The organism is Enterobacter cloacae complex sp. AR_0002, assembly GCF_001922365.1.
GTDB lineage: Bacteria > Pseudomonadota > Gammaproteobacteria > Enterobacterales > Enterobacteriaceae > Enterobacter > Enterobacter hormaechei_C.
The window spans coordinates 4,224,022-4,245,432 of sequence record NZ_CP018814.1 but is presented as its reverse complement, the minus strand read 5'-3'; the positions used below and the strand labels follow the sequence as shown (position 1 = coordinate 4,245,432).

At 55.4% G+C, this 21,411-nt stretch carries 25 protein-coding genes; 13 read left to right on the top strand and 12 right to left on the bottom strand.

Going from position 1 to position 21,411, the window contains the following annotated elements; all coding sequences use genetic code 11:
- Positions 1 to 23 precede the first annotated feature (23 nt).
- On the top strand, positions 24 to 311 hold the full coding sequence (gene sfsB / locus AM329_RS21035) for a DNA-binding transcriptional regulator SfsB (RefSeq protein WP_017382732.1): 288 nt from the start codon (positions 24 to 26) through the stop codon (positions 309 to 311).
- A 63-nt stretch (positions 312 to 374) separates the two neighbouring features.
- On the opposite strand, the gene murA is transcribed toward sfsB, so the two are convergent.
- The 7 genes from murA to mlaF form a co-directional block, all read right to left on the bottom strand.
- The gene (gene murA / locus AM329_RS21030; protein WP_006812128.1) at positions 375 to 1,634 is read right to left on the bottom strand and encodes a UDP-N-acetylglucosamine 1-carboxyvinyltransferase; all 1,260 of its coding nucleotides are present in this window, start codon (positions 1,632 to 1,634) and stop codon (positions 375 to 377) included.
- A 50-nt stretch (positions 1,635 to 1,684) separates the two neighbouring features.
- Entirely contained in the window at positions 1,685 to 1,939 is a 255-nt protein-coding gene (gene ibaG, locus AM329_RS21025; protein WP_003861840.1) for a BolA family iron metabolism protein IbaG, read from the bottom strand.
- A gap of 126 nt (positions 1,940 to 2,065) precedes the next feature.
- Positions 2,066 to 2,359 (bottom strand): lipid asymmetry maintenance protein MlaB, encoded by a 294-nt coding sequence (mlaB, locus tag AM329_RS21020; RefSeq protein WP_003861843.1) that lies wholly within the window; start codon positions 2,357 to 2,359, stop codon positions 2,066 to 2,068.
- Complete coding sequence (gene mlaC / locus AM329_RS21015; RefSeq protein ID WP_003861845.1) at positions 2,359 to 2,994, bottom strand: phospholipid-binding protein MlaC; 636 nt, start codon at positions 2,992 to 2,994, stop codon at positions 2,359 to 2,361. The genes mlaB and mlaC overlap by 1 nt, the downstream gene beginning before the upstream one ends.
- Before the next feature lie 18 nt (positions 2,995 to 3,012).
- Positions 3,013 to 3,561, bottom strand: coding sequence for an outer membrane lipid asymmetry maintenance protein MlaD (gene mlaD / locus AM329_RS21010; protein WP_003861847.1), 549 nt, complete (start codon positions 3,559 to 3,561; stop codon positions 3,013 to 3,015).
- Positions 3,562 to 3,565: 4 nt separating this feature from the next.
- On the bottom strand, positions 3,566 to 4,348 hold the full coding sequence (gene mlaE, locus AM329_RS21005) for a lipid asymmetry maintenance ABC transporter permease subunit MlaE (RefSeq protein ID WP_003861848.1): 783 nt from the start codon (positions 4,346 to 4,348) through the stop codon (positions 3,566 to 3,568).
- A 7-nt stretch (positions 4,349 to 4,355) separates the two neighbouring features.
- Positions 4,356 to 5,168, bottom strand: a complete 813-nt coding sequence (gene mlaF, locus AM329_RS21000) for a phospholipid ABC transporter ATP-binding protein MlaF (RefSeq protein WP_003861850.1) — start codon at positions 5,166 to 5,168, stop codon at positions 4,356 to 4,358.
- Positions 5,169 to 5,395: 227 nt separating this feature from the next.
- Between mlaF and AM329_RS20995 the strand changes: the two genes are divergently transcribed.
- From AM329_RS20995 to npr, 11 genes are all read left to right on the top strand, one after another.
- A complete protein-coding gene (locus tag AM329_RS20995; RefSeq protein WP_003861852.1) occupies positions 5,396 to 6,373 on the top strand; it encodes a calcium/sodium antiporter in 978 nt (325 codons plus the stop codon).
- Positions 6,374 to 6,386: 13 nt separating this feature from the next.
- A complete protein-coding gene (gene kdsD, locus AM329_RS20990; protein WP_003861853.1) occupies positions 6,387 to 7,373 on the top strand; it encodes an arabinose-5-phosphate isomerase KdsD in 987 nt (328 codons plus the stop codon).
- A gap of 14 nt (positions 7,374 to 7,387) precedes the next feature.
- Entirely contained in the window at positions 7,388 to 7,954 is a 567-nt protein-coding gene (gene kdsC / locus AM329_RS20985; RefSeq protein ID WP_003861856.1) for a 3-deoxy-manno-octulosonate-8-phosphatase KdsC, read from the top strand.
- Complete coding sequence (lptC, locus tag AM329_RS20980; RefSeq protein WP_003861858.1) at positions 7,951 to 8,526, top strand: LPS export ABC transporter periplasmic protein LptC; 576 nt, start codon at positions 7,951 to 7,953, stop codon at positions 8,524 to 8,526. Before kdsC ends, lptC begins: the two co-directional genes overlap by 4 nt.
- Positions 8,495 to 9,049 carry a lipopolysaccharide ABC transporter substrate-binding protein LptA gene (gene lptA / locus AM329_RS20975; RefSeq protein ID WP_003861860.1) on the top strand — a complete coding sequence of 185 codons (555 nt, stop codon included), beginning with the start codon at positions 8,495 to 8,497 and terminating at the stop codon, positions 9,047 to 9,049. Before lptC ends, lptA begins: the two co-directional genes overlap by 32 nt.
- Positions 9,050 to 9,055: 6 nt before the next feature.
- Entirely contained in the window at positions 9,056 to 9,781 is a 726-nt protein-coding gene (gene lptB / locus AM329_RS20970) for an LPS export ABC transporter ATP-binding protein (protein WP_003861862.1), read from the top strand.
- 47 nt (positions 9,782 to 9,828) lie between these two features.
- A complete protein-coding gene (gene rpoN, locus AM329_RS20965; protein WP_003861864.1) occupies positions 9,829 to 11,262 on the top strand; it encodes an RNA polymerase factor sigma-54 in 1,434 nt (477 codons plus the stop codon).
- 22 nt (positions 11,263 to 11,284) lie between these two features.
- Positions 11,285 to 11,572, top strand: coding sequence for a ribosome hibernation promoting factor (gene hpf, locus AM329_RS20960; protein ID WP_003861866.1), 288 nt, complete (start codon positions 11,285 to 11,287; stop codon positions 11,570 to 11,572).
- Between the two features lie 82 nt (positions 11,573 to 11,654).
- On the top strand, positions 11,655 to 12,146 hold the full coding sequence (ptsN, locus tag AM329_RS20955; protein WP_003861869.1) for a PTS IIA-like nitrogen regulatory protein PtsN: 492 nt from the start codon (positions 11,655 to 11,657) through the stop codon (positions 12,144 to 12,146).
- A gap of 45 nt (positions 12,147 to 12,191) precedes the next feature.
- Positions 12,192 to 13,046, top strand: coding sequence for an RNase adapter RapZ (gene rapZ, locus AM329_RS20950; protein ID WP_003861870.1), 855 nt, complete (start codon positions 12,192 to 12,194; stop codon positions 13,044 to 13,046).
- A complete protein-coding gene (npr, locus tag AM329_RS20945) occupies positions 13,043 to 13,315 on the top strand; it encodes a PTS phosphocarrier protein NPr (protein ID WP_003861872.1) in 273 nt (90 codons plus the stop codon). The genes rapZ and npr overlap by 4 nt, the downstream gene beginning before the upstream one ends.
- A 39-nt stretch (positions 13,316 to 13,354) precedes the next feature.
- On the opposite strand, the gene mtgA is transcribed toward npr, so the two are convergent.
- The 5 genes from mtgA to lptF all read right to left on the bottom strand — a co-directional run bounded on the left by mtgA (position 13,355) and on the right by lptF (position 19,616).
- Entirely contained in the window at positions 13,355 to 14,080 is a 726-nt protein-coding gene (mtgA, locus tag AM329_RS20940; protein ID WP_003861874.1) for a monofunctional biosynthetic peptidoglycan transglycosylase, read from the bottom strand.
- The gene (gene elbB / locus AM329_RS20935) at positions 14,077 to 14,730 is read right to left on the bottom strand and encodes an isoprenoid biosynthesis glyoxalase ElbB (RefSeq protein WP_023314910.1); all 654 of its coding nucleotides are present in this window, start codon (positions 14,728 to 14,730) and stop codon (positions 14,077 to 14,079) included. Before elbB ends, mtgA begins: the two co-directional genes overlap by 4 nt.
- Positions 14,731 to 14,962: 232 nt before the next feature.
- Positions 14,963 to 17,296: an aerobic respiration two-component sensor histidine kinase ArcB gene (gene arcB, locus AM329_RS20930; RefSeq protein WP_000809803.1), complete on the bottom strand. Its 2,334-nt coding sequence runs from the start codon at positions 17,294 to 17,296 to the stop codon at positions 14,963 to 14,965.
- 137 nt (positions 17,297 to 17,433) lie between these two features.
- The gene (gene lptG / locus AM329_RS20925) at positions 17,434 to 18,516 is read right to left on the bottom strand and encodes an LPS export ABC transporter permease LptG (RefSeq protein WP_032607992.1); all 1,083 of its coding nucleotides are present in this window, start codon (positions 18,514 to 18,516) and stop codon (positions 17,434 to 17,436) included.
- Positions 18,516 to 19,616 (bottom strand): LPS export ABC transporter permease LptF, encoded by a 1,101-nt coding sequence (gene lptF, locus AM329_RS20920; protein WP_003861881.1) that lies wholly within the window; start codon positions 19,614 to 19,616, stop codon positions 18,516 to 18,518. Before lptF ends, lptG begins: the two co-directional genes overlap by 1 nt.
- Before the next feature lie 265 nt (positions 19,617 to 19,881).
- On the opposite strand from lptF, the gene pepA reads away from it, so the two are divergent.
- Positions 19,882 to 21,393, top strand: a complete 1,512-nt coding sequence (pepA, locus tag AM329_RS20915; protein WP_003861882.1) for a leucyl aminopeptidase — start codon at positions 19,882 to 19,884, stop codon at positions 21,391 to 21,393.
- Positions 21,394 to 21,411: the final 18 nt, after the last annotated feature.

Sequence of the window (21,411 nt, the reverse complement as noted above, 5' to 3'; positions counted from 1 at the left end):
ATAACGAACACAAGGACAGCATTATGGATACAAAATTCATCGACTGGCATTCTGCTGACATTATTGCGGCACTGCGTAAAAAAGGAACTTCGCTGGCTGCCGAATCACGTCGTCATGGGCTGAGCTCGTCGACGCTGGCAAACGCCCTGACCCGCCCATGGCCGAAGGGGGAACTGATTATCGCGACGGCGCTGGATACGCATCCGTGGGTGATATGGCCGTCACGCTACCACGATCCCATCACCCATGAATTTATCGACAGAACGCGCATGATGCGCCAGAGCAAAACGAAGAAAGCGCATCAGGACTGATGCACCAGAATTGACAAGAACAGCAATCCCCCGGCCTGTTCTGGCAGGGGGGTGCCGGAATGATTACTCGCCCTTCACACGCTCGATATTTGCACCCAGCGCGCGCAGCTTATCCTCAATACGCTCGTAACCACGATCGATGTGGTAGATACGATCGACAACGGTAGTCCCTTCCGCAATACAACCTGCCAGTACGAGGCTCGCAGATGCGCGCAGATCGGTCGCCATCACCTGCGCACCGGACAGTTTTTCAACGCCGTGGCAAATTACCGTGTTGCTTTCAATCTCAGCATGCGCACCCATACGGATCAGTTCCGGTACGTGCATGAAACGGTTTTCGAAGATGGTTTCCGTGATGAAGCCCGTGCCTTCGGCCACCAGGTTCAACAGCGTGAACTGTGCCTGCATATCCGTCGGGAATGCCGGATGTGGCGCAGTACGCACGTTAACGGCTTTAGGACGCTGCCCGTGCATATCCAGGCTGATCCAGTCTTCACCGATTTCAATGTCCGCACCCGCATCGCGCAGCTTCGCCAGCACCGCATCCAGGGTATCCGGCTGGGCGTTACGGCAGACAATCTTACCGCCAGAAATGGCCGCGGCCACCAGGAAAGTGCCGGTTTCGATACGGTCTGGCAGTACGCGATACACACCGCCACCCAGACGTTCAACGCCTTCGATGGTGATACGGTCTGTGCCCTGCCCGCTGATCTTCGCTCCCAGCGCGACCAGGAAGTTCGCGGTATCCACGATCTCCGGCTCACGGGCGGCGTTTTCGATGATGGTAGTGCCTTCTGCCAGCGTAGCAGCCGACATGATGGTGACCGTTGCGCCCACGCTCACTTTGTCCATGACAATGTGCGCGCCTTTCAGACGACCATTGACGGATGCTTTAACGTAACCCTCTTCCAGCTTGATCTCCGCGCCGAGTTTTTCCAGGCCGAAGATATGCAGGTCAACGGGACGCGCGCCGATAGCGCATCCGCCCGGCAGTGAAACCTGTCCCTGACCGAAGCGCGCCACCAGCGGACCAAGCGCCCAGATGGACGCACGCATGGTTTTCACCAGCTCATACGGCGCTGAGAAGTTGTTCACGTTGCTGGCATCGATCCAGACGGAACCGTTACGCTCCACTTTGGTGCCCAACTGGCCGAGCAACTTCATGGTCGTGTCGATATCTTTCAGCTTCGGTACGTTCTGGATCTCTACCGGCTCTTCTGCGAGCAGCGCAGCGAAAAGAATGGGCAGCGCGGCGTTTTTAGCGCCAGAAATTGTGACTTCGCCCTGGAGACGCGTAGGTCCCTGTACACGAAATTTATCCATCGTTTGCTCTCTTATAAATTCAACCGTGCTGCGGGCGTTTCGCCCTCAGTTCAAAAACCGTTTAGTTTGCGATCGCGTGCCCACTCCTGTGGGGTGAACGCTTTAATCGACAGGGCGTGGATGCGGTTATCCGCAATGTATTCCATCAGCGGCGCGTACACAGCCTGCTGTTTCTTCACGCGACTCATTCCGTCGAACATCTCACCCACAGCAATAACCTGGAAGTGACTGCCATCGCCAGAGACGTGGGCTTCCTGAAGGGAGAGTGCATTCATCAGCACAGTCTGGATTTCATTATTTTCCATGGGGTCTACATCATCTGATAGTGAAAACAAGCTCAACATCTTAGAGCAAAGTGGCGCGGTCTTAAACAAGCAAAAAGCCCCGACGCGTAAACTGTCGGGGCTTTCAGAAGTAACGTACTGAAAAAATTAGCGAGGTAATACGTCTTCGGGCAAATTGTAAAGCTGTGCAAGGGTAATCACGTTATCGCTTACCCCCGTCAGGGTGACGCTACTCCCCTGCTTTTTGCCCGTGGCCACCAGGTGCGCCAGCAGGGCGATACCGGCGGTATCTACCCGCGTGACGCCATGGAGATCAATCAGCGTCACGCCCTGCATCGCGTTATGGCGAGCGTCCCACAGCGGGTTAAGCAGATCCTGATCCAGCTCTCCCGTCAGCGTCAACGTCTCGCCGTCACGCGCCCAGCTAAGCTGCTGTGACATTACTTCTTCTCGTCCAGGGTAATTTTCTGACGAGAGATGGACTGAAGCTGAGCCGTCAGGCCATCAATGCCTTTAGTGCGCAGCAGATCGCTCCACTCGTTCTGTTTAGTGGTGATCATGCTGACGCCTTCAGCGATCATGTCGTACGCCTGCCAGTTTCCGGTCTGACTGTTTTTACGCCACTGGAAGTCCAGACGAACCGGTGGACGACCGTTTGGATCGATAATCGTCACGCGAATAGGAATGATAGTGGCATCGCCCAGCGGTTGTTCAGGGGCAATCTGATAGGTCTGCCCGTGATACATCGCCAGCGCCTGGCCGTAAGCCTGTTTCAGGTATTCACGGAACGCCGCAAAGTAAGCCTCGCGCTGCGCCGGGGTCGCGTCTTTGTAGTAACGGCCCAGCACCAGTGCGCCCGCGTACTTGATCTGCACATACGGCAGCAGCTCCTGATCCACCACATCACGCAGATAATCAGGGTTAGAACGGATTTTTGGCTGTTCGTTTTTAAGACGGTCGAAGGTTTTCTTCGCGGCCTCATTCATCAGTTTGTACGGGTTACTCTGATCCGCAGCGTGCGCCGCGGTAAGAGGGGCAATGACCAGCATGGCAACCATTAACAGTCGTTTAAACATGAATAACTTCTCCTGAAATTAATTCGTCGCGCCTGGCGTCGGTTCGACGTTGGTGTGGTCTTCACTCTGCGCAGGGGCATCGTCAGACTTTTTATCATCCCCTTTACTGTTGTAAAGGAACTGACCAATCATATCTTCCAGCACCATCGCTGACTTGGTATCCTGGATTACGCTACCGTCTTTAAGGATAGTCGTTCCCAGCTCAGGATCTTCAAAACCAACGTTAAGGGCCAGATATTGCTCCCCCAGCAGGCCAGAGGTGCGGATAGAAAGCGAGCTGGTGTCCGGAATGTGGTTATAGCGCTCTTCGATATCCATCGCGACGCGCGGCAGATAGGTTTTCTCATCAAGCGTAATGTCGGCGACACGTCCGATAACGACGCCACCAATACGCACCGGTGAGCGCGCTTTCAGGCCGCCGATGTTATCGAAAGTCGCGTAGATACGGTACGTCGGCTCGGCGCGAACAGAGGTGATGTCCGCCGCTCGCAGGCAGATGAACAGCGCGGCCAGCAGCGCCAGAAGCAGAAACACGCCAACCCAAATTTCATTTTTTCTCGTTTGCATGAACTCAATTCCCAAACATCAGTGCGGTGAGCACAAAATCCAGACCTAAAACGGCCAGCGACGAATGTACGACAGTACGCGTCGTTGCACGGCTAATGCCCGCCGACGTCGGAATGGCATCGTAACCATTAAACAACGCAATCCAGGTAACCGTCACAGCGAAAACCACGCTCTTGATCAGACAGTTCACCAGATCCATCCGCAGATCGATGGCGTCCTGCATGGCAGACCAGAAGAATCCGGCATCAATGCCTTTCCAGTTAACGCCAACCAGCGCGCCTCCCCAGATACCTACCGCCACAAAGAGGATAGTCAGTAACGGCAAGGAGATAACCCCGGCCCAGAAGCGCGGCGAGATCACCCGGCGCAGCGGATCGACTGCCATCATCTCCATACTGGAGAGCTGCTCGGTGGCGCGCATCAGGCCAATTTCCGCAGTCAACGCTGACCCGGCACGCCCGGCGAACAGCAGCGCGGCAACCACCGGCCCGAGTTCACGCAGCAGCGAGAGCGCCACCAGCATTCCAAGGCTGGTTTCCGCGCTGTAGGTTGTCAGTACCAGATACCCCTGCAACCCCAGCACCATGCCAATAAACAGACCCGACACGATGATGATAAGCATCGACAGCACGCCGACGTTATAAAGCTGCCGCACCAGTAACGGCGCATGCTTGCGGAACTCCGGTTTGCCGACCAGCGCGTTGAACAACATTAATCCGGCACGCCCGAACGTACTGATGGTTTTTAGGCCACGGTGTCCAAGACCCGCCAACGCATTTAACAGCATGAGTGGCTTAACTCCCTATTCCCAGTAAATCGTCATGATAGTCGCCCGCCGGATAGCGGAAAGGCACCGGCCCATCTGCGATACCGTCCAGGAACTGCCGCACGCGCGGATCGCCATTCTCCTGCAACGCCTGCGCGCTGCCGTGGGCGACGATCTTTTTGTCAGCCACAATATAGGCGTAATCAGCGATACTCAGCACTTCCGGCACGTCGTGGGAAACCACCACGCAGGTGACGCCAAGGGCGCTGTTCAGCTCCGAAATTAACTTCACCAGCACGCCCATGGTGATGGGGTCCTGCCCGACGAACGGTTCATCGAACATGATTAAATCGGGTTCCAGGGCAATAGCACGCGCCAGCGCGGCGCGGCGCGCCATCCCACCCGAGAGTTCGGACGGCATGAGTTTCGCAGCCCCCCGCAGCCCCACGGCTTCAAGCTTCATCATCACCGTGCTGTGCAACAGCGCAGGAGGAAGATGGGTGTGCTCACGCAGCGGATAGGCCACGTTGTCAAAAACGTTCATATCGGTGAATAGCGCCCCCGACTGAAAGAGCATGCTCATCCGTTTGCGAACCGTGTAGAGGCGCGAGCGAGACATCGCCGGGACGTTTTCGCCGTCGAAGAGAATTTCGCCGCTGTCAGGGGGGATTTGCCCGCCGATAAGACGCAGCAACGTGGTTTTACCGATCCCTGACGGCCCCATGATGGCGGTGATTTTACCGCGCGGCACGGTCAGCGAAATATCATCAAATATTAACCGGTTGCCACGAGAAAAACTGACGCCCCGGACATCGACTATATTCGCCATCGTTTGGCTCATTTATGGTTCCTTACTTACCTTGCTTCACGGCTGGCATGAAGCGTAAATCAGCCCTAAACCCCGCATTTTTACAGAATATTCACTATTGGGGTTAGCGAAAGCTGGCATTTGTTTTACTTTTCCGGCGCATAAAGTCAAAATTAGGAATTCGTCACGTCTCAGACTTCATCTGGCGCTAAAATTCGTGCGCAGTGGACCAGCGAGTATACCTGAAGAAAGGACTTTTGATGCTTTTAGCAACAGCACTGTTAATAATTGGTTTACTGTTGGTGGTCTACAGTGCTGACCGTTTGGTCTTTGCCGCATCCATTCTCTGTCGACTCATTGGCATGCCGCCCATCATTATCGGCATGACGGTGGTCAGTGTAGGCACATCGCTTCCTGAAATCATCGTTTCTGTTTCAGCCTCGTTGCATGGCCAGGTTGACCTCGCTATCGGCACCGCGATTGGCTCTAACATCGTCAATATCTTGCTGATTTTAGGCTTAGCCGCATTACTGCATCCATTTCGCGTACATTCCGATGTTTTGCGTCGTGAATTGCCGCTAATGTTAGTCGTCAGTCTGCTGGCGGGCTATGTGCTTTATGACGGGGTGCTGAGCGTCGGTGACGGTATATTCCTGCTCGCCCTGGCCGTGATCTGGTTGCTTTACAGCGTGAAGATCGCACGCCTGGCGGAAAAACAGGGTAACGATAGCCTCACGCGTGAGCACCTCGCCGAGCTGCCCCGGGAAGGGACCTTACCCGTCGCCCTGCTGTGGCTGGGCGTCGCGCTGATTATCATGCCAATGGCCACGCGGATGGTGGTCGATAACGCGACGGTGCTGGCGAACGCGTTTGCGATGAGCGAACTGACAATCGGTCTGACGGTCATCGCTATCGGCACCAGCCTGCCAGAGCTGGCTACCGCCATCGCCGGGGCGCGTAAAGGGGAAGATGATATCGCCATCGGCAATATCATTGGCTCGAATATTTTCAATATCGCGATCGTGACGGGGCTGCCGGCATTAATCTCACCGGGGCCGTTTAACCCTATGGTTTTCACGCGCGATTACGGTGTGATGCTGCTGGTCAGCGTGATTTTCGCCCTGCTCTGCTGGCGGCGAAAAGAGCAGATCGGCAAAGGCGCGGGCGCGCTGCTGACGGGTGGATTTATCGTATGGCTGGCGATGCTGTACTGGCTCTCGCCACTTCTCTCTGGGTAAACGGAAACGCATTATGTCGCAAATAGAATTGCAGCCGGGTTTTGACTTTCAGAAAGCAGGCAAAGACGTTCTGGAGATTGAACGTGAAGGTCTGGCGCAGTTAGATCAGTACATTAATCAGGATTTTAGTCTGGCCTGTGAGAAGATGTTCTACTGCGCCGGTAAAGTCGTGGTGATGGGGATGGGCAAATCCGGCCATATCGGGCGCAAAATGGCGGCGACCTTTGCCAGTACCGGCACGTCGTCATTCTTCGTTCATCCCGGTGAAGCCGCGCACGGTGACCTCGGCATGGTTACGCCGCAGGACGTGGTTATTGCGCTGTCCAACTCCGGGGAATCGAATGAAATCCTGGCGTTGATCCCGGTGCTGAAGCGTCTGCACGTACCGCTGATTTGCATGACCAGCCGCCCGGAAAGCAGCATGGCGCGCGCGGCGGATATTCACCTGTGCGTGAAGGTGCCTAAAGAAGCCTGCCCGCTGGGGCTGGCGCCGACCTCCAGCACAACCGCCGCGCTGGTGATGGGCGATGCCCTTGCCGTTGCGCTGCTGGAAGCCCGCGGTTTTACGCCAGAAGATTTCGCCCTGTCTCACCCCGGCGGCGCGCTCGGGCGCAAACTGCTGCTGCGGGTTAACGATATTATGCACACCGGGGATGAGATCCCGCACGTCAGCAAAGAGGCCTCTTTGCGCGACGCGTTACTGGAGATCACCCGTAAAAACCTGGGTATGACGGTTATCTGCGACGATCTGATGAAGATTCAGGGCATTTTCACCGACGGCGACCTGCGCCGGGTATTCGATATGGGTGTGGATGTCCGAACGCTGGGCATCGCTGATGTAATGACACCAGGAGGGATCCGCGTCCGTCCCGGCACGCTGGCGGTAGATGTGCTGAACCTGATGCAGTCCCGTCATATTACCTCAGTGATGGTTGCCGATGGCGACCAACTGCTGGGTGTGGTACATATGCATGATCTGCTGCGCGCTGGCGTAGTGTAATGAAGGATAAGACAATGAGTAATGCGGGTGCATCCCTTGCAACCTGTTATGGCCCGGTGAGCGCCCACATGATGTCAAAGGCGGAAAATATCCGCCTGCTGATCCTCGATGTGGATGGTGTGCTCTCCGACGGTCTGATTTATATGGGCAATAACGGCGAAGAGCTGAAAGCCTTTAACGTTCGCGACGGTTACGGTATCCGCTGTGCGCTCACGTCCGGTATTGAAGTTGCAATCATCACCGGGCGGAAAGCTAAACTGGTAGAAGATCGGTGTGAAACGCTGGGCATTACGCATCTCTATCAGGGACAGTCTGATAAGATGGTAGCCTTCCGGGATTTGCTGGGAAAACTGGCCATTGCGCCAGAGAATGTGGCATACGTCGGAGATGATTTGATCGACTGGCCAGTCATGGCGGAGGTGGGTCTGAGCATCGCCGTGGCTGACGCGCACCCGCTGCTGATCCCGCGTGCTGATTACGTTACCCATATTCACGGTGGCCGTGGCGCCGTCCGTGAAGTCTGCGATCTGCTTCTGCTGGCGCAGGGCAAGCTTGATGAGGCGAAAGGGCAATCGATATGAGTAAAACCAGACGTTGGGTTATCATTCTGCTTGCGCTTGTCGCCCTGATACTGATTGGCGTAAATCTCGCTGACCGCGATGATACGCAAGCGGAAGTGGTTAACACGAGCGACCCGACCTATAAAAGCGATCACAGCGACACCGTGGTCTATAGCCCGGAAGGTGCGCTGAACTATCGCCTCGTTGCTCAGCATGTAGAATATTTTTCAGATGACGGCACCTCGTGGTTTACCCAGCCGGTCCTGACCACCTTTGATACGGACAAAGTGCCGACGTGGTCAATCAAGTCTGACCGGGCAAAACTGACAAATGACCGTATGCTTTACCTTTATGGTCACGTTGAAGTCAACGCCCTGACCGCTGACGCGCAACTGCGAAAAATTACGACGGATAACGCCCAGATCAACCTGGTCACCCAGGATGTCACGTCGCAGGATTTAGTCACCCTGTATGGCACAACATTTAATTCCAGCGGTTTAAGAATGCGCGGGAACTTACGCAGCAAAAACGCCGAGCTGATTGAAAAGGTTAGAACCTCCTATGAAATTCAAAACAAACAAACTCAGCCTTAAAGTTGTTATCGCCAGCGCGCTGCTGGCGGCCAGTCTTCCCGCGCTTGCTGTGACTGGCGACACCGAACAGCCGATTCATATTGAATCCGATACCCAGTCTCTGGATATGCAGGGTAACGTCGTCACCTTTACCGGCAACGTCGTTGTGACCCAGGGCACTATCAAAATCAACGCCGACAAAGTGGTCGTTACCCGTCCGGGCGGCGAGCAGGGGAAAGAGATTATCGATGGTTATGGCAACCCGGCCACCTTCTACCAGATGCAGGACAACGGCAAGCCGGTGAAAGGCCATGCCTCGCATATGCACTATGAACTGGCGAAGGATCTGGTCATCCTGACCGGTAATGCTTACCTGGAACAGCTGGACAGCAATATCAAAGGCGACAAGATCACTTATCTGGTGAAAGAGCAGAAAATGCAGGCCTCCAGCGAAAAAGGCAAACGCGTCACGACCGTGCTTGTGCCTTCGCAGTTGCAGGACAAGAACAACGGTCAGGCTCCGGCAAAGAAAAAGAGTAACTAATTCGTTATGGCAACTTTAACTGCAAAAAACCTCGCGAAAGCGTATAAGGGCCGCCGCGTCGTCGAAGATGTCAGTCTGACCGTCAACTCCGGCGAAATCGTGGGTTTGCTTGGCCCTAACGGGGCGGGTAAAACCACGACCTTCTACATGGTGGTGGGCATCGTCCCACGTGACGCCGGCAACATCATTATCGATGATGAAGATATCAGCCTGCTGCCGCTGCATGCCCGCGCGCGTCGTGGCATCGGCTATCTGCCGCAGGAAGCGTCTATCTTCCGCCGCTTAAGCGTGTTCGACAACCTGATGGCCGTGCTCCAGATCCGTGACGATCTGACCAGCGAGCAGCGCACTGACCGTGCGAACGAGCTGATGGAAGAGTTTCATATTGAACACCTTCGCGACAGCCTCGGTCAGGCGCTGTCCGGTGGTGAACGCCGCCGCGTTGAGATTGCGCGCGCGCTGGCAGCAAACCCGAAATTTATCCTGCTGGATGAACCGTTTGCGGGCGTTGACCCCATCTCCGTTATCGATATCAAACGTATCATTGAACACCTGCGCGACAGCGGGCTTGGCGTACTGATCACGGACCACAACGTTCGTGAAACGCTGGCGGTGTGTGAGCGCGCCTACATAGTGAGCCAGGGCCATCTGATTGCCCACGGTACGCCGCAGCAAATCCTCGAGGATGAGCATGTTAAGCGCGTGTACCTTGGGGAAGACTTCAGACTCTGATAGGGTAGAGGTTAAGTCACGCCGAACCGGAGAAAAACGCTCTGAACATGAAGCAAGGTTTGCAATTACGGCTCAGCCAGCAACTGGCCATGACGCCGCAGCTCCAGCAGGCAATCCGTCTGTTGCAGCTGTCCACGTTAGAACTCCAGCAGGAGCTCCAGCAGGCGCTGGACAGCAATCCGCTGCTGGAGCAGACCGATCTTCATGACGAGGTAGACGCCCAGCAGACGCAGGACACAGAAACGCTCGACTCCGTAGATGCACTCGAACAGAAAGAGATGCCGGACGAACTGCCGCTGGATGCCAGCTGGGATGAAATCTACACCGCGGGTACCCCTTCCGGGACGCGTGCAGACTACCAGGACGATGAACTCCCGGTCTACCAGGGCGAAACTACCCAATCGCTTCAGGACTACCTGATGTGGCAGGTGGAGCTGACGCCTTTCTCCGATACCGATCGCGCCATTGCCACCTCGATTGTCGATGCCGTTGACGACACGGGCTATTTGACCGTGACGCTGGACGAGATTCTTGAAAGCATCGGCGATGACGAGATTGAACTGGAAGAGATCGAAGCCGTCCTGAAACGCGTTCAGCGTTTCGACCCGATTGGCGTCGCCGCGAAAGATCTGCGTGACTGCCTTCTGATCCAGCTTTCGCAGTTTGCTAAAGAGACACCGTGGATTGACGAAGCCCGGCTCATCATCAGCGATCATCTGGATCTGCTGGCGAACCACGACTTCCGCACCCTGATGCGCGTCACGCGCCTGAAAGAAGAGGTGCTGAAGGAAGCGGTGAATCTGATCCAGTCGCTCGATCCGCGTCCGGGGCAGTCGATTCAGACCAGCGAACCGGAATATGTCATTCCCGATGTGCTGGTGAGAAAACACAATGGCCGCTGGGTCGTTGAACTGAACGCCGACAGCATTCCTCGCCTGCAAATCAACCAGCAATACGCCTCCATGTGCACCAGCGCCCGTAACGACGCTGATAATCAATACATTCGCAGCAACCTTCAGGAAGCACGCTGGTTGATTAAGAGTCTGGAGAGCCGTAATGACACGCTGCTGCGCGTCAGCCGCTGTATTGTCGAACAGCAGCAGGCATTCTTTGAGCAGGGCGAAGAGTTTATGAAACCGATGGTGCTGGCGGACATAGCCCAGGCCGTCGAGATGCATGAATCAACCATTTCCCGCGTGACCACGCAGAAGTATCTGCACAGCCCACGCGGTATTTTTGAGCTTAAGTATTTCTTCTCCAGCCACGTGAACACCGAAGGCGGCGGCGAAGCCTCGTCGACGGCCATTCGCGCACTGGTGAAGAAGTTGATCGCCGCGGAGAACCCCGCGAAGCCACTCAGTGACAGTAAGTTAACCACCATGCTGTCCGATCAGGGTATTATGGTGGCACGTCGTACTGTCGCGAAGTATCGAGAGTCTTTATCCATTCCGCCGTCTAACCAGCGTAAACAACTGGTTTGACACAACCGATAAGGAAGACACTATGCAGCTCAATATCACCGGACATAACGTCGAGATTACTGAGGCTTTACGCGATTTTGTAAACACTAAGTTTGCGAAACTCGAGCAGTATTTCGAGAGGATCAACCAGGTCTATGTTGTGTTGAAAGTGGAGAAAGTGACGCATATCTCGGATGCGACCCTGCACGTCAACGGAGGGGAACTCCATGCCAGTGCGGAAGGGCAAGACATGTACGCGGCTATCGACGGCTTGATTGATAAGCTTGCGAGACAGCTCAATAAACATAAAGATAAACTGAAACAACACTAATTGTCCGGGCAGTTAACGGGTGCAGGACGGCCTGTTGTGAAACACAACAGGCCATTTGTACAGTTAGCGCTTAGGTGAAATTATGATAAACAACGATTCCGCTCTTCAACTGAGCAATGTCCTTAACCAGGATTGTACCCGCAGTGGCGTTCACTGCCAGAGCAAAAAACGTGCGCTGGAAATCATCAGTGAGCTGGCCGCAAAACAGCTGGGTCTGCCGCCGCAGATCGTGTTTGAAGCCATTCTGACTCGTGAAAAAATGGGCAGTACCGGCATCGGCAATGGCATTGCGATCCCGCATGGCAAGCTGGAAGAAGATACGCTGCGTGCCGTGGGGGTGTTTGTGCAACTGGAAACGCCTATCGCTTTTGACGCCATTGATAACCAGCCTGTGGATCTGCTCTTCGCGCTGCTGGTTCCTGCCGATCAGACCAAGACCCACCTGCACACGCTGTCGCTGGTTGCCAAACGTCTGGCGGATAAAACCATTTGTCGTCGACTGCGCTCAGCCCAAAGTGATGAAGAGCTTTATCAAATTATCACTGAAGCAGAAGGCAATCAGGATGAGGCATAATCGGGAAAGGGCCTTCAGAACGGCTGCCCTGAGGAGAAACGGAACATGGTGCTGATGATCGTCAGCGGTCGTTCGGGGTCCGGGAAGTCCGTGGCCCTGCGCGCGCTGGAAGACATGGGATTTTACTGTGTAGATAACCTGCCGGTAGTGTTGTTACCCGATCTGGCGCGGACGCTGGCGGACAGGCAAATCTCTGCCGCCGTCAGTATTGACGTGCGTAACATGCCGGAATCGCCGGAAATCTTCGAGCAGGCAATGAACAGCCTGCCGGAATGCTTCTCGCCTCAGCTCTTGTTCCTGGACGCTGACCGCAACACGCTGATCCGCCGTTACAGCGATACACGTCGTTTGCATCCGCTCTCCAGTAAAAATCTTTCGCTGGAAAGCGCCATCGATAAAGAGAGCGATCTGCTTGAGCCGCTGCGCTCGCGGGCCGACCTGATTGTCGACACCTCTGAAATGTCCGTCCACGAGCTGGCGGAAATGCTGCGTACGCGCTTACTCGGCAAGCGCGAGCGTGAACTGACGATGGTGTTTGAATCCTTCGGCTTTAAGCACGGCATACCTATCGATGCGGATTACGTTTTTGATGTGCGTTTCCTGCCGAACCCGCACTGGGATCCGAAACTGCGTCCGATGACCGGTCTGGATAAGCCGGTGGCGGCGTTCCTCGACCGACACACAGAAGTACACAATTTTATCTACCAGACGCGAAGCTACCTTGAGCTATGGTTACCTATGCTGGAAACAAACAATCGCAGCTACCTGACGGTGGCGATTGGCTGTACCGGCGGTAAACATCGTTCGGTCTACATTGCCGAACAGCTGGCCGATTACTTCCGCTCACGCGGAAAGAACGTTCAGTCCCGTCATCGCACGCTGGAAAAACGCAAAACATGACCGTAAAACAGACCGTCGAAATCACCAATAAGCTGGGTATGCATGCGCGCCCGGCGATGAAGCTGTTTGAGCTGATGCAGGGTTTTGATGCTGAGGTGCTGCTGCGCAACGACGAGGGAACCGAGGCAGAAGCCAATAGCGTGATCGCCCTGCTGATGCTGGATTCTGCCAAAGGCCGCCAGATTGAAGTTGAAGCCACCGGCCCGCAGGAAGAAGAAGCGCTGGCGGCAGTGATTGCCCTGTTTAACGCCGGGTTTGACGAAGACTAACGTTCGCCATGTCGGCGGGTAGCGCTGCGCTTACCCGCCCTACATAAGATTATTTCGCTCCATAAACCCTTCCCCACCCAACTGACGCATCTGGCGCATAATCCACGCCTGGCGGCTTCGCACGTAGCCTGACGGGGTGCTGGCCTTAAAACGCAGCGGGTTCGGCAGCACGGCGGCAAGGAGTGCCGCTTCGGACATAGTCAACCTGCTGGCGGGCTTGCCAAAATAGCGCTGCGATGCCGCTTCGACGCCAAACACGCCGTCACCAAACTCCGCGATATTCAGGTAGACGGTCAAAATGCGTTTTTTGCTCCACACCGTCTCGACGCCCAGCGTCAGCCCGGCCTCCAGCCCTTTTCTCACCCAGCTGCGACCGTCCCATAAGAACAGGTTTTTTACCGTCTGCTGAGAAAGCGTCGACGCGCCGCGGACGCGGTTTTCATGACGTTCATTATGATCCAGCGCCTTCTCGATAGCCGCCACGTCAAAACCCCAGTGCTCCGGGAATTTCTGATCTTCTGCCGCAATGACCGCCAGCCCCATCCACGGGGAGATTTCATCCATGCCGACCCAGTCTGAGTGGGCAACATAGCCAAAATCACCCGAGAGCCAGGCGCTAATCTGCCGCTCTGCCATCACGGCGGAGAACGGGACGGGCAGGATGCTGAACAGCGCAATGCCTCCGCCCCAAAAAACGGCCAGGACCAGCACAATACGCAGCAGGATCCGTTTTAACCACCCGCCAGGGGATAATTTACGACTCATTCGGTAAGAACCAGCACTCTGTCCACCAGCTTTTCAATGCCTGCGGCAGCCTCAGCGATATTCTGCGCCAGCATATACGCCGGCGTGGTGATGATTTTGTTGTCCTCATCCACCACAATGTCGTCGACCGGGCATGGCACGTGCTCGCCGCCCATATCCTCGATAATTTCAGCGGTATCAATGTCGGTTCCGATCGTGAGCCGCAGCGGGAAATCAAAAATTTTCGGCAGCATGGCTGGCGCAATGCAGATAAAGCCCTGCGGCTTACCTGCTGCATGCATCGCCAGCGATAGCGCTTTCAAATCGGGATCGACATGGCACGCCGCGCCTTCTGTTGCAAACGTGCTCAGGTTTTTTGCCGCGCCAAAGCCGCCCGGCACGATGAGCGCATCAAGTTCAGCGGCATCGGCCTGTGCCAGCGGATGAATATCTCCACGCACAATACGTGCTGCTTCAATCAGCACGTTACGGCTTTCCGCCATTGGCTCGCCGGTAAGATGATTCATTACGTCTGCTTGAGTTTTATCCGGCGCGAAGCAGATAACGTCTGCCCCCTGCCGCGATAATGCCAGCAGCGTTAATACGGTTTCGTGTATCTCTGAACCATCGTAAACGCCACATCCGCTCAGCACGACACCCACTTTCTTCATTCTGACGATCCTTCTAAGCAACTCGCTGAAGCACATTAAAAATTCTGATTAAAACGCTATGCTTCACACATTTCACTGATTCATGTAACAAACTGTTTAAGATTTGCTATCTTATCTGCGTGCGGCCTCAATTTTCAGGCGGCGTCCATGCGAAAACAACCCACAAAAATCAGGCGCAGCCACGATTTCCCTGGTGTTGGCGCAGTATTCGCGCACCCCGGTATAGCCGGGGTCATTTTTTTCTGGCATCTACCCAGGCTTTCAGCACTGCCACATCGTTTTGCCACTCCTGTTTCATCTCTTCGACCCAATCACCTACATTATCTTCCCAGGCAGGTAAATCAGGCGACTGAATCTGTTGGCCCAGTTGCTGGAGATGACGTAACCCGACCGATCCTGCCGCGCCTTTGATTTTATGTCCCTCTTCGACGATGCCCTTCTGGTCACGCGCCGTCAGGTTGGATTCGAGCACGTTCAGATAGCCCGGCATCATTTTTTCGAACACGGCCAGGCCATCGGTGATCAGTTTTGGTCCTACCAGATCGATATACTGCTCCAGCATGGCGGTATCCAGTATCGTTTGGGCTTTGGCGCTATCAACAGACGTCATGGTGCTCTCCTCTTCATCACAGGTATCCCAGAACTTCTTGATCATCGCCGTCAGGGCAGGTACCGCCAGCGGCTTGCTGAGCACATCGTCCATTCCGGCCTCGAGGTACTCTTTTTTATCTTTCAGCACGTTTGCGGTCAACGCCACCAGCGGCGGCAGCTCGTCAGGAGCATATTTGCGCGTCAGCTCGCGGGAGATATCCAGTCCGGTCATGTCCGGTAGCTGAATATCGAGCAGCACCAGGTCGTACTCGCCCGGCGTGAACATCTCCAGCGCGGCTTTGCCGGTCATCGCCACATCCACGCTGTTACCGAGTTTTTCCAGTACCGACCGGGCGACAATGACGTTCAGCTCAATATCTTCCACCAGCAGGACGTGCAGGGCTGGCAGCGGCATATCGTCGTTCTCAAACGTATCTTCCACCTCTTCCGCTACGGCAGGCGCATGGACGGTAAGCGTAAAGGTGGAGCCTTTACCCGGCTGGCTGGCAACGGTGATATCCCCGCCCATACTTTTCGCCAGACGTTTCGACACCGCCAGGCCAATGCCCGTACCGGTCGCCGGTTTACCGCCGTGGCTGTCTTTAACCTGATAATACATGGCGAAGATCTTATCCTGCTCTTCCTGAGGAATGCCGATACCCGAGTCCTCAACTTCAAAGTGCAGCATGTCGCCTTCGTCATAGCGAATGCGCACCGCAACCTGCCCCTTCTGGGTAAACTTCACGGCATTGCTGATGAGGTTCCACAGGATCTGCCGCAGCCGCGTGCCGTCCGTCACCACTTTATGCGGCAGCGGCAGCGTCGGCTCCATCACAAAGCTCAACCCTTTTTGCTGGGCCTGCAAACCTGACAGGTTCTCCAGGTCTGCGAGGAAGCCTGTAAAATCAACCGGCTGGTTGTCGAGCTGAACTTTACGGCGCTCCATCTTATCCATGTCGATAATATCATTGAAGATATTGCCCAGCGTGACCGCCGAGACGTGGATCGTTTTGAGGTATTTTTCCTGCTCGCTGGTCAGCTCGGTATCCAGCAGAATGCGGCTCAGCCCCACAATGCCATTCAGCGGGGTGCGCAGTTCATGGCTGATGGTGGAGATGAAGGTTGTTTTATCCCGGCTGGCGCGCTCCAGCGCATCCTGATAGCGCTTACGCTCGGTGATATCACGGCCAAAGCCCATCAGACCATGACGTTTACCCACCCGGTCGTAATAAGGTACTTTGCGGATCTCAAAGCAGGCTTTGCGCCCGTCGGGGTAGTCCAGCCACTGCTCATAGGTCAGCGAAACGTTATGGCGGAAGACCTTTTCATCCGTCTCCATCACTTTTGCTGCCGCCTCTTCGGAATAGACATCCTGAGGTTTCAGGTGGATCAGCTGTTTTTCGCTTTTCCCGGTCAACAGTTCCATGGCCCGGTTACAGCCGGAGAACTCTTTATCTTCATTACGGTAGAACACCAGATCCGGCGACGCATCGAGGAACGAGCGCAGGAAAGAGGATTGCTGTTCAAGCTGGATCTGCGTGACTTCGCGCTCTTTCATCTCAATTTTCAGCTGCTCAAGCGTGGTCTGACGCTCGGCTTCCGCCTTCTCACGGTCTGAAATTTCCTGATTCAGCTGGGCAATGTTGTCCTTGAGCTGAACGTTGAGTTTAAGATCGCGCTCGCGCATCTCTTCCAGCTTATCCACCAGTTTCGATAAACGCTGTCGGGACTCTTCCAGCTGCTCAACCACCACGGAGAGGAAATAGACCGCCCATGGGGTGATCAGCAGGCCAAAGAAAATAGAGCGGATCACGTCGATGCTCTCGACCTGACCATGCAGAACCATGGTCACGGCCATTTGCACGACAATGGCCAGAACGACCAGCGCCAGCGCCAGCAGCATGGAAAAACGCACCAGCCCGAGCTTCATCATCAGGTCGACGTAGTACTGGGCCAGCATTCGAATTTGCTTCATAGAGGATCCCTTCACGACTTTATCGCTCAATAATACTCAAATTCACGGCGAGGCGTTGAAGGTTGTGAGAAAAAGTGCGGGGTGAAACAGGAGATTAGCCTCGCCCCCGGGCTAGCGGGAGCGAGGAAGACGTTTTATCAGGAGCGTTTTAGCAGCATCCAGAGGCTGATCAGGAAGAAACTGGCGCTCGGCAACAGCGCGCCGATAATTGGCGGAATGCCATACACCAGTGTCAGCGGACCGAAAATCTGATCGAGGACGTAGAACACGAAACCAAAGCTGATACCAGTTACCACGCGGACCCCCATCGGCACGCTACGTAGCGGTCCAAAGATGAACGACAGCGCCATTAGCATCATCACCGCCACGGACAGTGGCTGGAAGATTTTGCTCCACATGTTGAGCTGGTAACGCCCCGCATCCTGTCCGCTCGTTTTCAGATACTTCACGTAGTTATGCAGACCGCTGATGGAGAGCGCATCGGGATCGAGCGCTACCACGCCAAGCTTGTCCGGCGTCAGGTTGGTTTTCCAGGTACCGCTTACGGTCTGCGAACCGGTGATCTGTTTCGGGTTCGTCAGGTCAGATTCATCAACCTGGGATAACCGCCACAGCTTGTTGTTCGCATCAAATTTAGCGGAGGCGGCATAACGCACCGACTGCAAACGACGATCGTTGTTGAAGGCGTAGATGCTCACGCCGCCCAGTTCATCGTCCCCTTTCACGCGTTCGATATAGACGAAGTTCTGACCATCTTTCGCCCATAACCCCTGCTGCGTGGAGAGCAGCGAACCACCGTACATAGCCTGAGCACGGTAGTTACGCGCCATCTGTTCGCCCTGCGGCGCGACCCATTCGCCAATCGCCATGGTCAACAGCACCAGCGGGATCGCGGTTTTCATTACCGACAGCGCAACCTGCATACGGGTAAAGCCAGATGCCTGCATCACCACCAGCTCGCTACGCTGAGCCAGCATCCCCAGGCCCAGCAACGCCCCCAGCAGGGCCGCCATCGGGAAGAAGATCTGCACATCTTTTGGTACGCTGAGCAGGGTGTACATCCCGGCACCCAACGCGTCGTAACTCCCCTGCCCGGCTTTTTTCAGCTGGTCGACAAATTTGATAATGCCCGAGAGCGACACCAGCATGAACAGGGTCATCATGATGGTGGTGAAAATCGTTTTACCGATATAGCGGTCAAGTACGCCAAACGCCTGCATTAGATGGCTCCTTTACGCGTAAACCGGGCACGAAGACGACGCACAGGCACCGTGTCCCACAAGTTGAGTCCGACTGCCAGCAGCAGATACAAACCATTCACGACCCAGGTCCAGATCATCGGGTCAATTTTTCCTTTCCCGCCGTTAGACTTGATTGAGGTTTGCAGCAGGAAGAACACCAGATACAGCAGCATCGCTGGCAGCATCGACAGCACGCGGCCCTGGCGCGGGTTCACCACGCTCAGCGGAACCACCATCAGCGCCATCATAAATACGGTGAATACCAGCGTGATACGCCAGTGCAGTTCAGCACGCGCACGATCGGTATCGGTATTCATTAAGGTGCGCATATCCATCTGCTCAGTATCCGTTGGATCGAGCGCGACGGCCTGATGACCAATGATGGCCTGGTAGTTCTGGAAATCGGTAATACGGAAGTCGCGCAGCATAGCCGTGCCTTCGAAACGCGTTCCTTTGTTCAGCGTGACAACCTGAGAGCCGTCTTTACGCTGAGACAGCTGACCGGAGTCCGCCACCACCACAGAAGGCCGAGCGTTACCTTTCGGGCGCAGTTGAGCAAGAAACACGTCATTGAAGCGGTTGCCATCAACGCTTTCGATAAACAGCACGGAGTTACCGTCGGTCGCCTGCTGGAACTGCCCCTGCGCCAGCGCCGCCAGCCCCGGGTTAGCTTTTGCTTCCGCCAGCACCTCATCCTGATGACGAGAGGAGGTCGGCCCCGCCCACATGACGTTAACCGCGGCAACAATGCCCGTAAACAGCGCCAGCACCATGGCTGCTTTTACCAGTACGGCTTTACTGAGGCCGCAGGCATGCATCACGGTGATTTCACTTTCGGTATAGAGCTTACCCAGGGTCATCAGCAGACCAAGGAACAGGCTTAACGGCAGGATAAGCTGCGCCATTTCCGGCACGCCAAGCCCGAGCAGGGAAAGCACCAGATTCGTTGGGATTTCGCCATCAACCGCCGCGCCGAGGATCCTGACCAGCTTCTGACAGAAAAAGATCAGAAGGAGGATAAAGAGGATCGCCAGTTGGCTCTTCAGCGTCTCCCGAACCAGATATCTTATGATTATCACTTTAAATACGCCCGTTAAAACTCGTCTTATGCAGGAATTTAGCTTGTTTCATGGCTTAAACGTCATTTATTCTCTTGAGTCGTCGAAATCATCGCTAAGATTAAAAAACCCGGCGGATTCGCGCTTCATGACATTTATTGACGTGTCGAAACCGTAGTAACGTAAGATTAACACGAAGTCACCACAACGGCGGACATGAGTTACGAAAGGTTTCAATTCTATCCGTAGCCGCCGCCGTTGTCTTTAAGATTCAGGAGCGTAGTGCATGGAGTTCAGTGTAAAAAGCGGTAGCCCGGAGAAACAGCGGAGTGCCTGCATCGTTGTGGGCGTCTTTGAACCACGCCGACTCTCCCCGATCGCCGAGCAACTCGATAAAATCAGCGACGGCTATATCAGCGCCCTGCTGCGCCGTGGCGAACTGGAAGGCAAACCAGGGCAGACCTTGTTGCTGCACCATGTTCCGAACGTCCTGTCCGAGCGTATTCTGCTGATTGGCTGTGGTAAAGAACGTGAGCTTGATGAGCGCCAGTACAAGCAGGTTATTCAGAAAACCATTAATACACTGAATGATACTGGTTCGATGGAAGCCGTCTGCTTCCTGACGGAGCTGCACGTTAAGGGCCGCAACACGTACTGGAAGGTGCGCCAGGCCGTCGAAACCGCAAAAGAGAGCCTCTACAGCTTTGATCAGCTGAAGACCACCAAAAGCGAGCCGCGTCGCCCGCTGCGTAAAATGGTCTTTAACGTGCCAACCCGTCGCGAGCTGACCAGCGGCGAGCGCGCCATTCAGCACGGTCTGGCCATTGCCGCCGGTATCAAAGCGGCAAAAGATCTTGGCAATATGCCGCCAAACATCTGTAACGCCGCGTACCTGGCGTCTCAGGCGCGCCAGCTGGCTGACGCCTACAGCAAGAACGTTATCACCCGCGTTATCGGCGAACAGCAGATGAAAGAGCTGGGGATGCACTCTTATCTGGCGGTCGGTAACGGCTCCCAGAACGAATCCCTGATGTCAGTCATTGAGTACAAGGGCAATCCGTCTGAAGATGCGCGTCCGATCGTGCTCGTCGGTAAAGGGCTGACCTTCGACTCAGGCGGTATCTCCATCAAGCCTTCAGAAGGCATGGATGAGATGAAGTACGACATGTGCGGCGCGGCGGCGGTTTACGGCGTTATGCGCATGGTCGCGGAACTTCAGTTGCCCATCAACGTGATCGGCGTGCTGGCGGGCTGCGAAAACATGCCTGGCGGCCGCGCTTATCGTCCTGGTGATGTGCTGACCACCATGTCCGGCCAGACCGTTGAGGTGCTGAACACCGACGCCGAAGGTCGTCTGGTACTGTGCGACGTGCTGACCTACGTTGAGCGTTTCGAACCTGAAGCGGTGATTGACGTGGCTACACTGACCGGCGCCTGCGTGATTGCGCTGGGGCATCACATCACCGGCCTGATGTCGAACCACAACCCGCTGGCGCATGAACTGATCGGCGCGTCCGAACAGGCCGGCGACCGCGCGTGGCGTCTGCCGCTGGGGGACGAGTTCCAGGAACAACTGGAGTCTAACTTCGCAGACATGGCAAACATCGGCGGTCGTCCTGGCGGGGCGATTACCGCGGGCTGCTTCCTGGCGCGCTTTACCCGTAAGTACAACTGGGCGCACCTGGACATCGCGGGGACCGCATGGCGCTCCGGAAAAGCCAAAGGCGCGACCGGACGTCCGGTGGCGCTGCTGTCGCAGTTCCTGCTCAATCGTGCGGGTTTTAACGGCGACGAGTAATGATAAACGCCGGGTGGC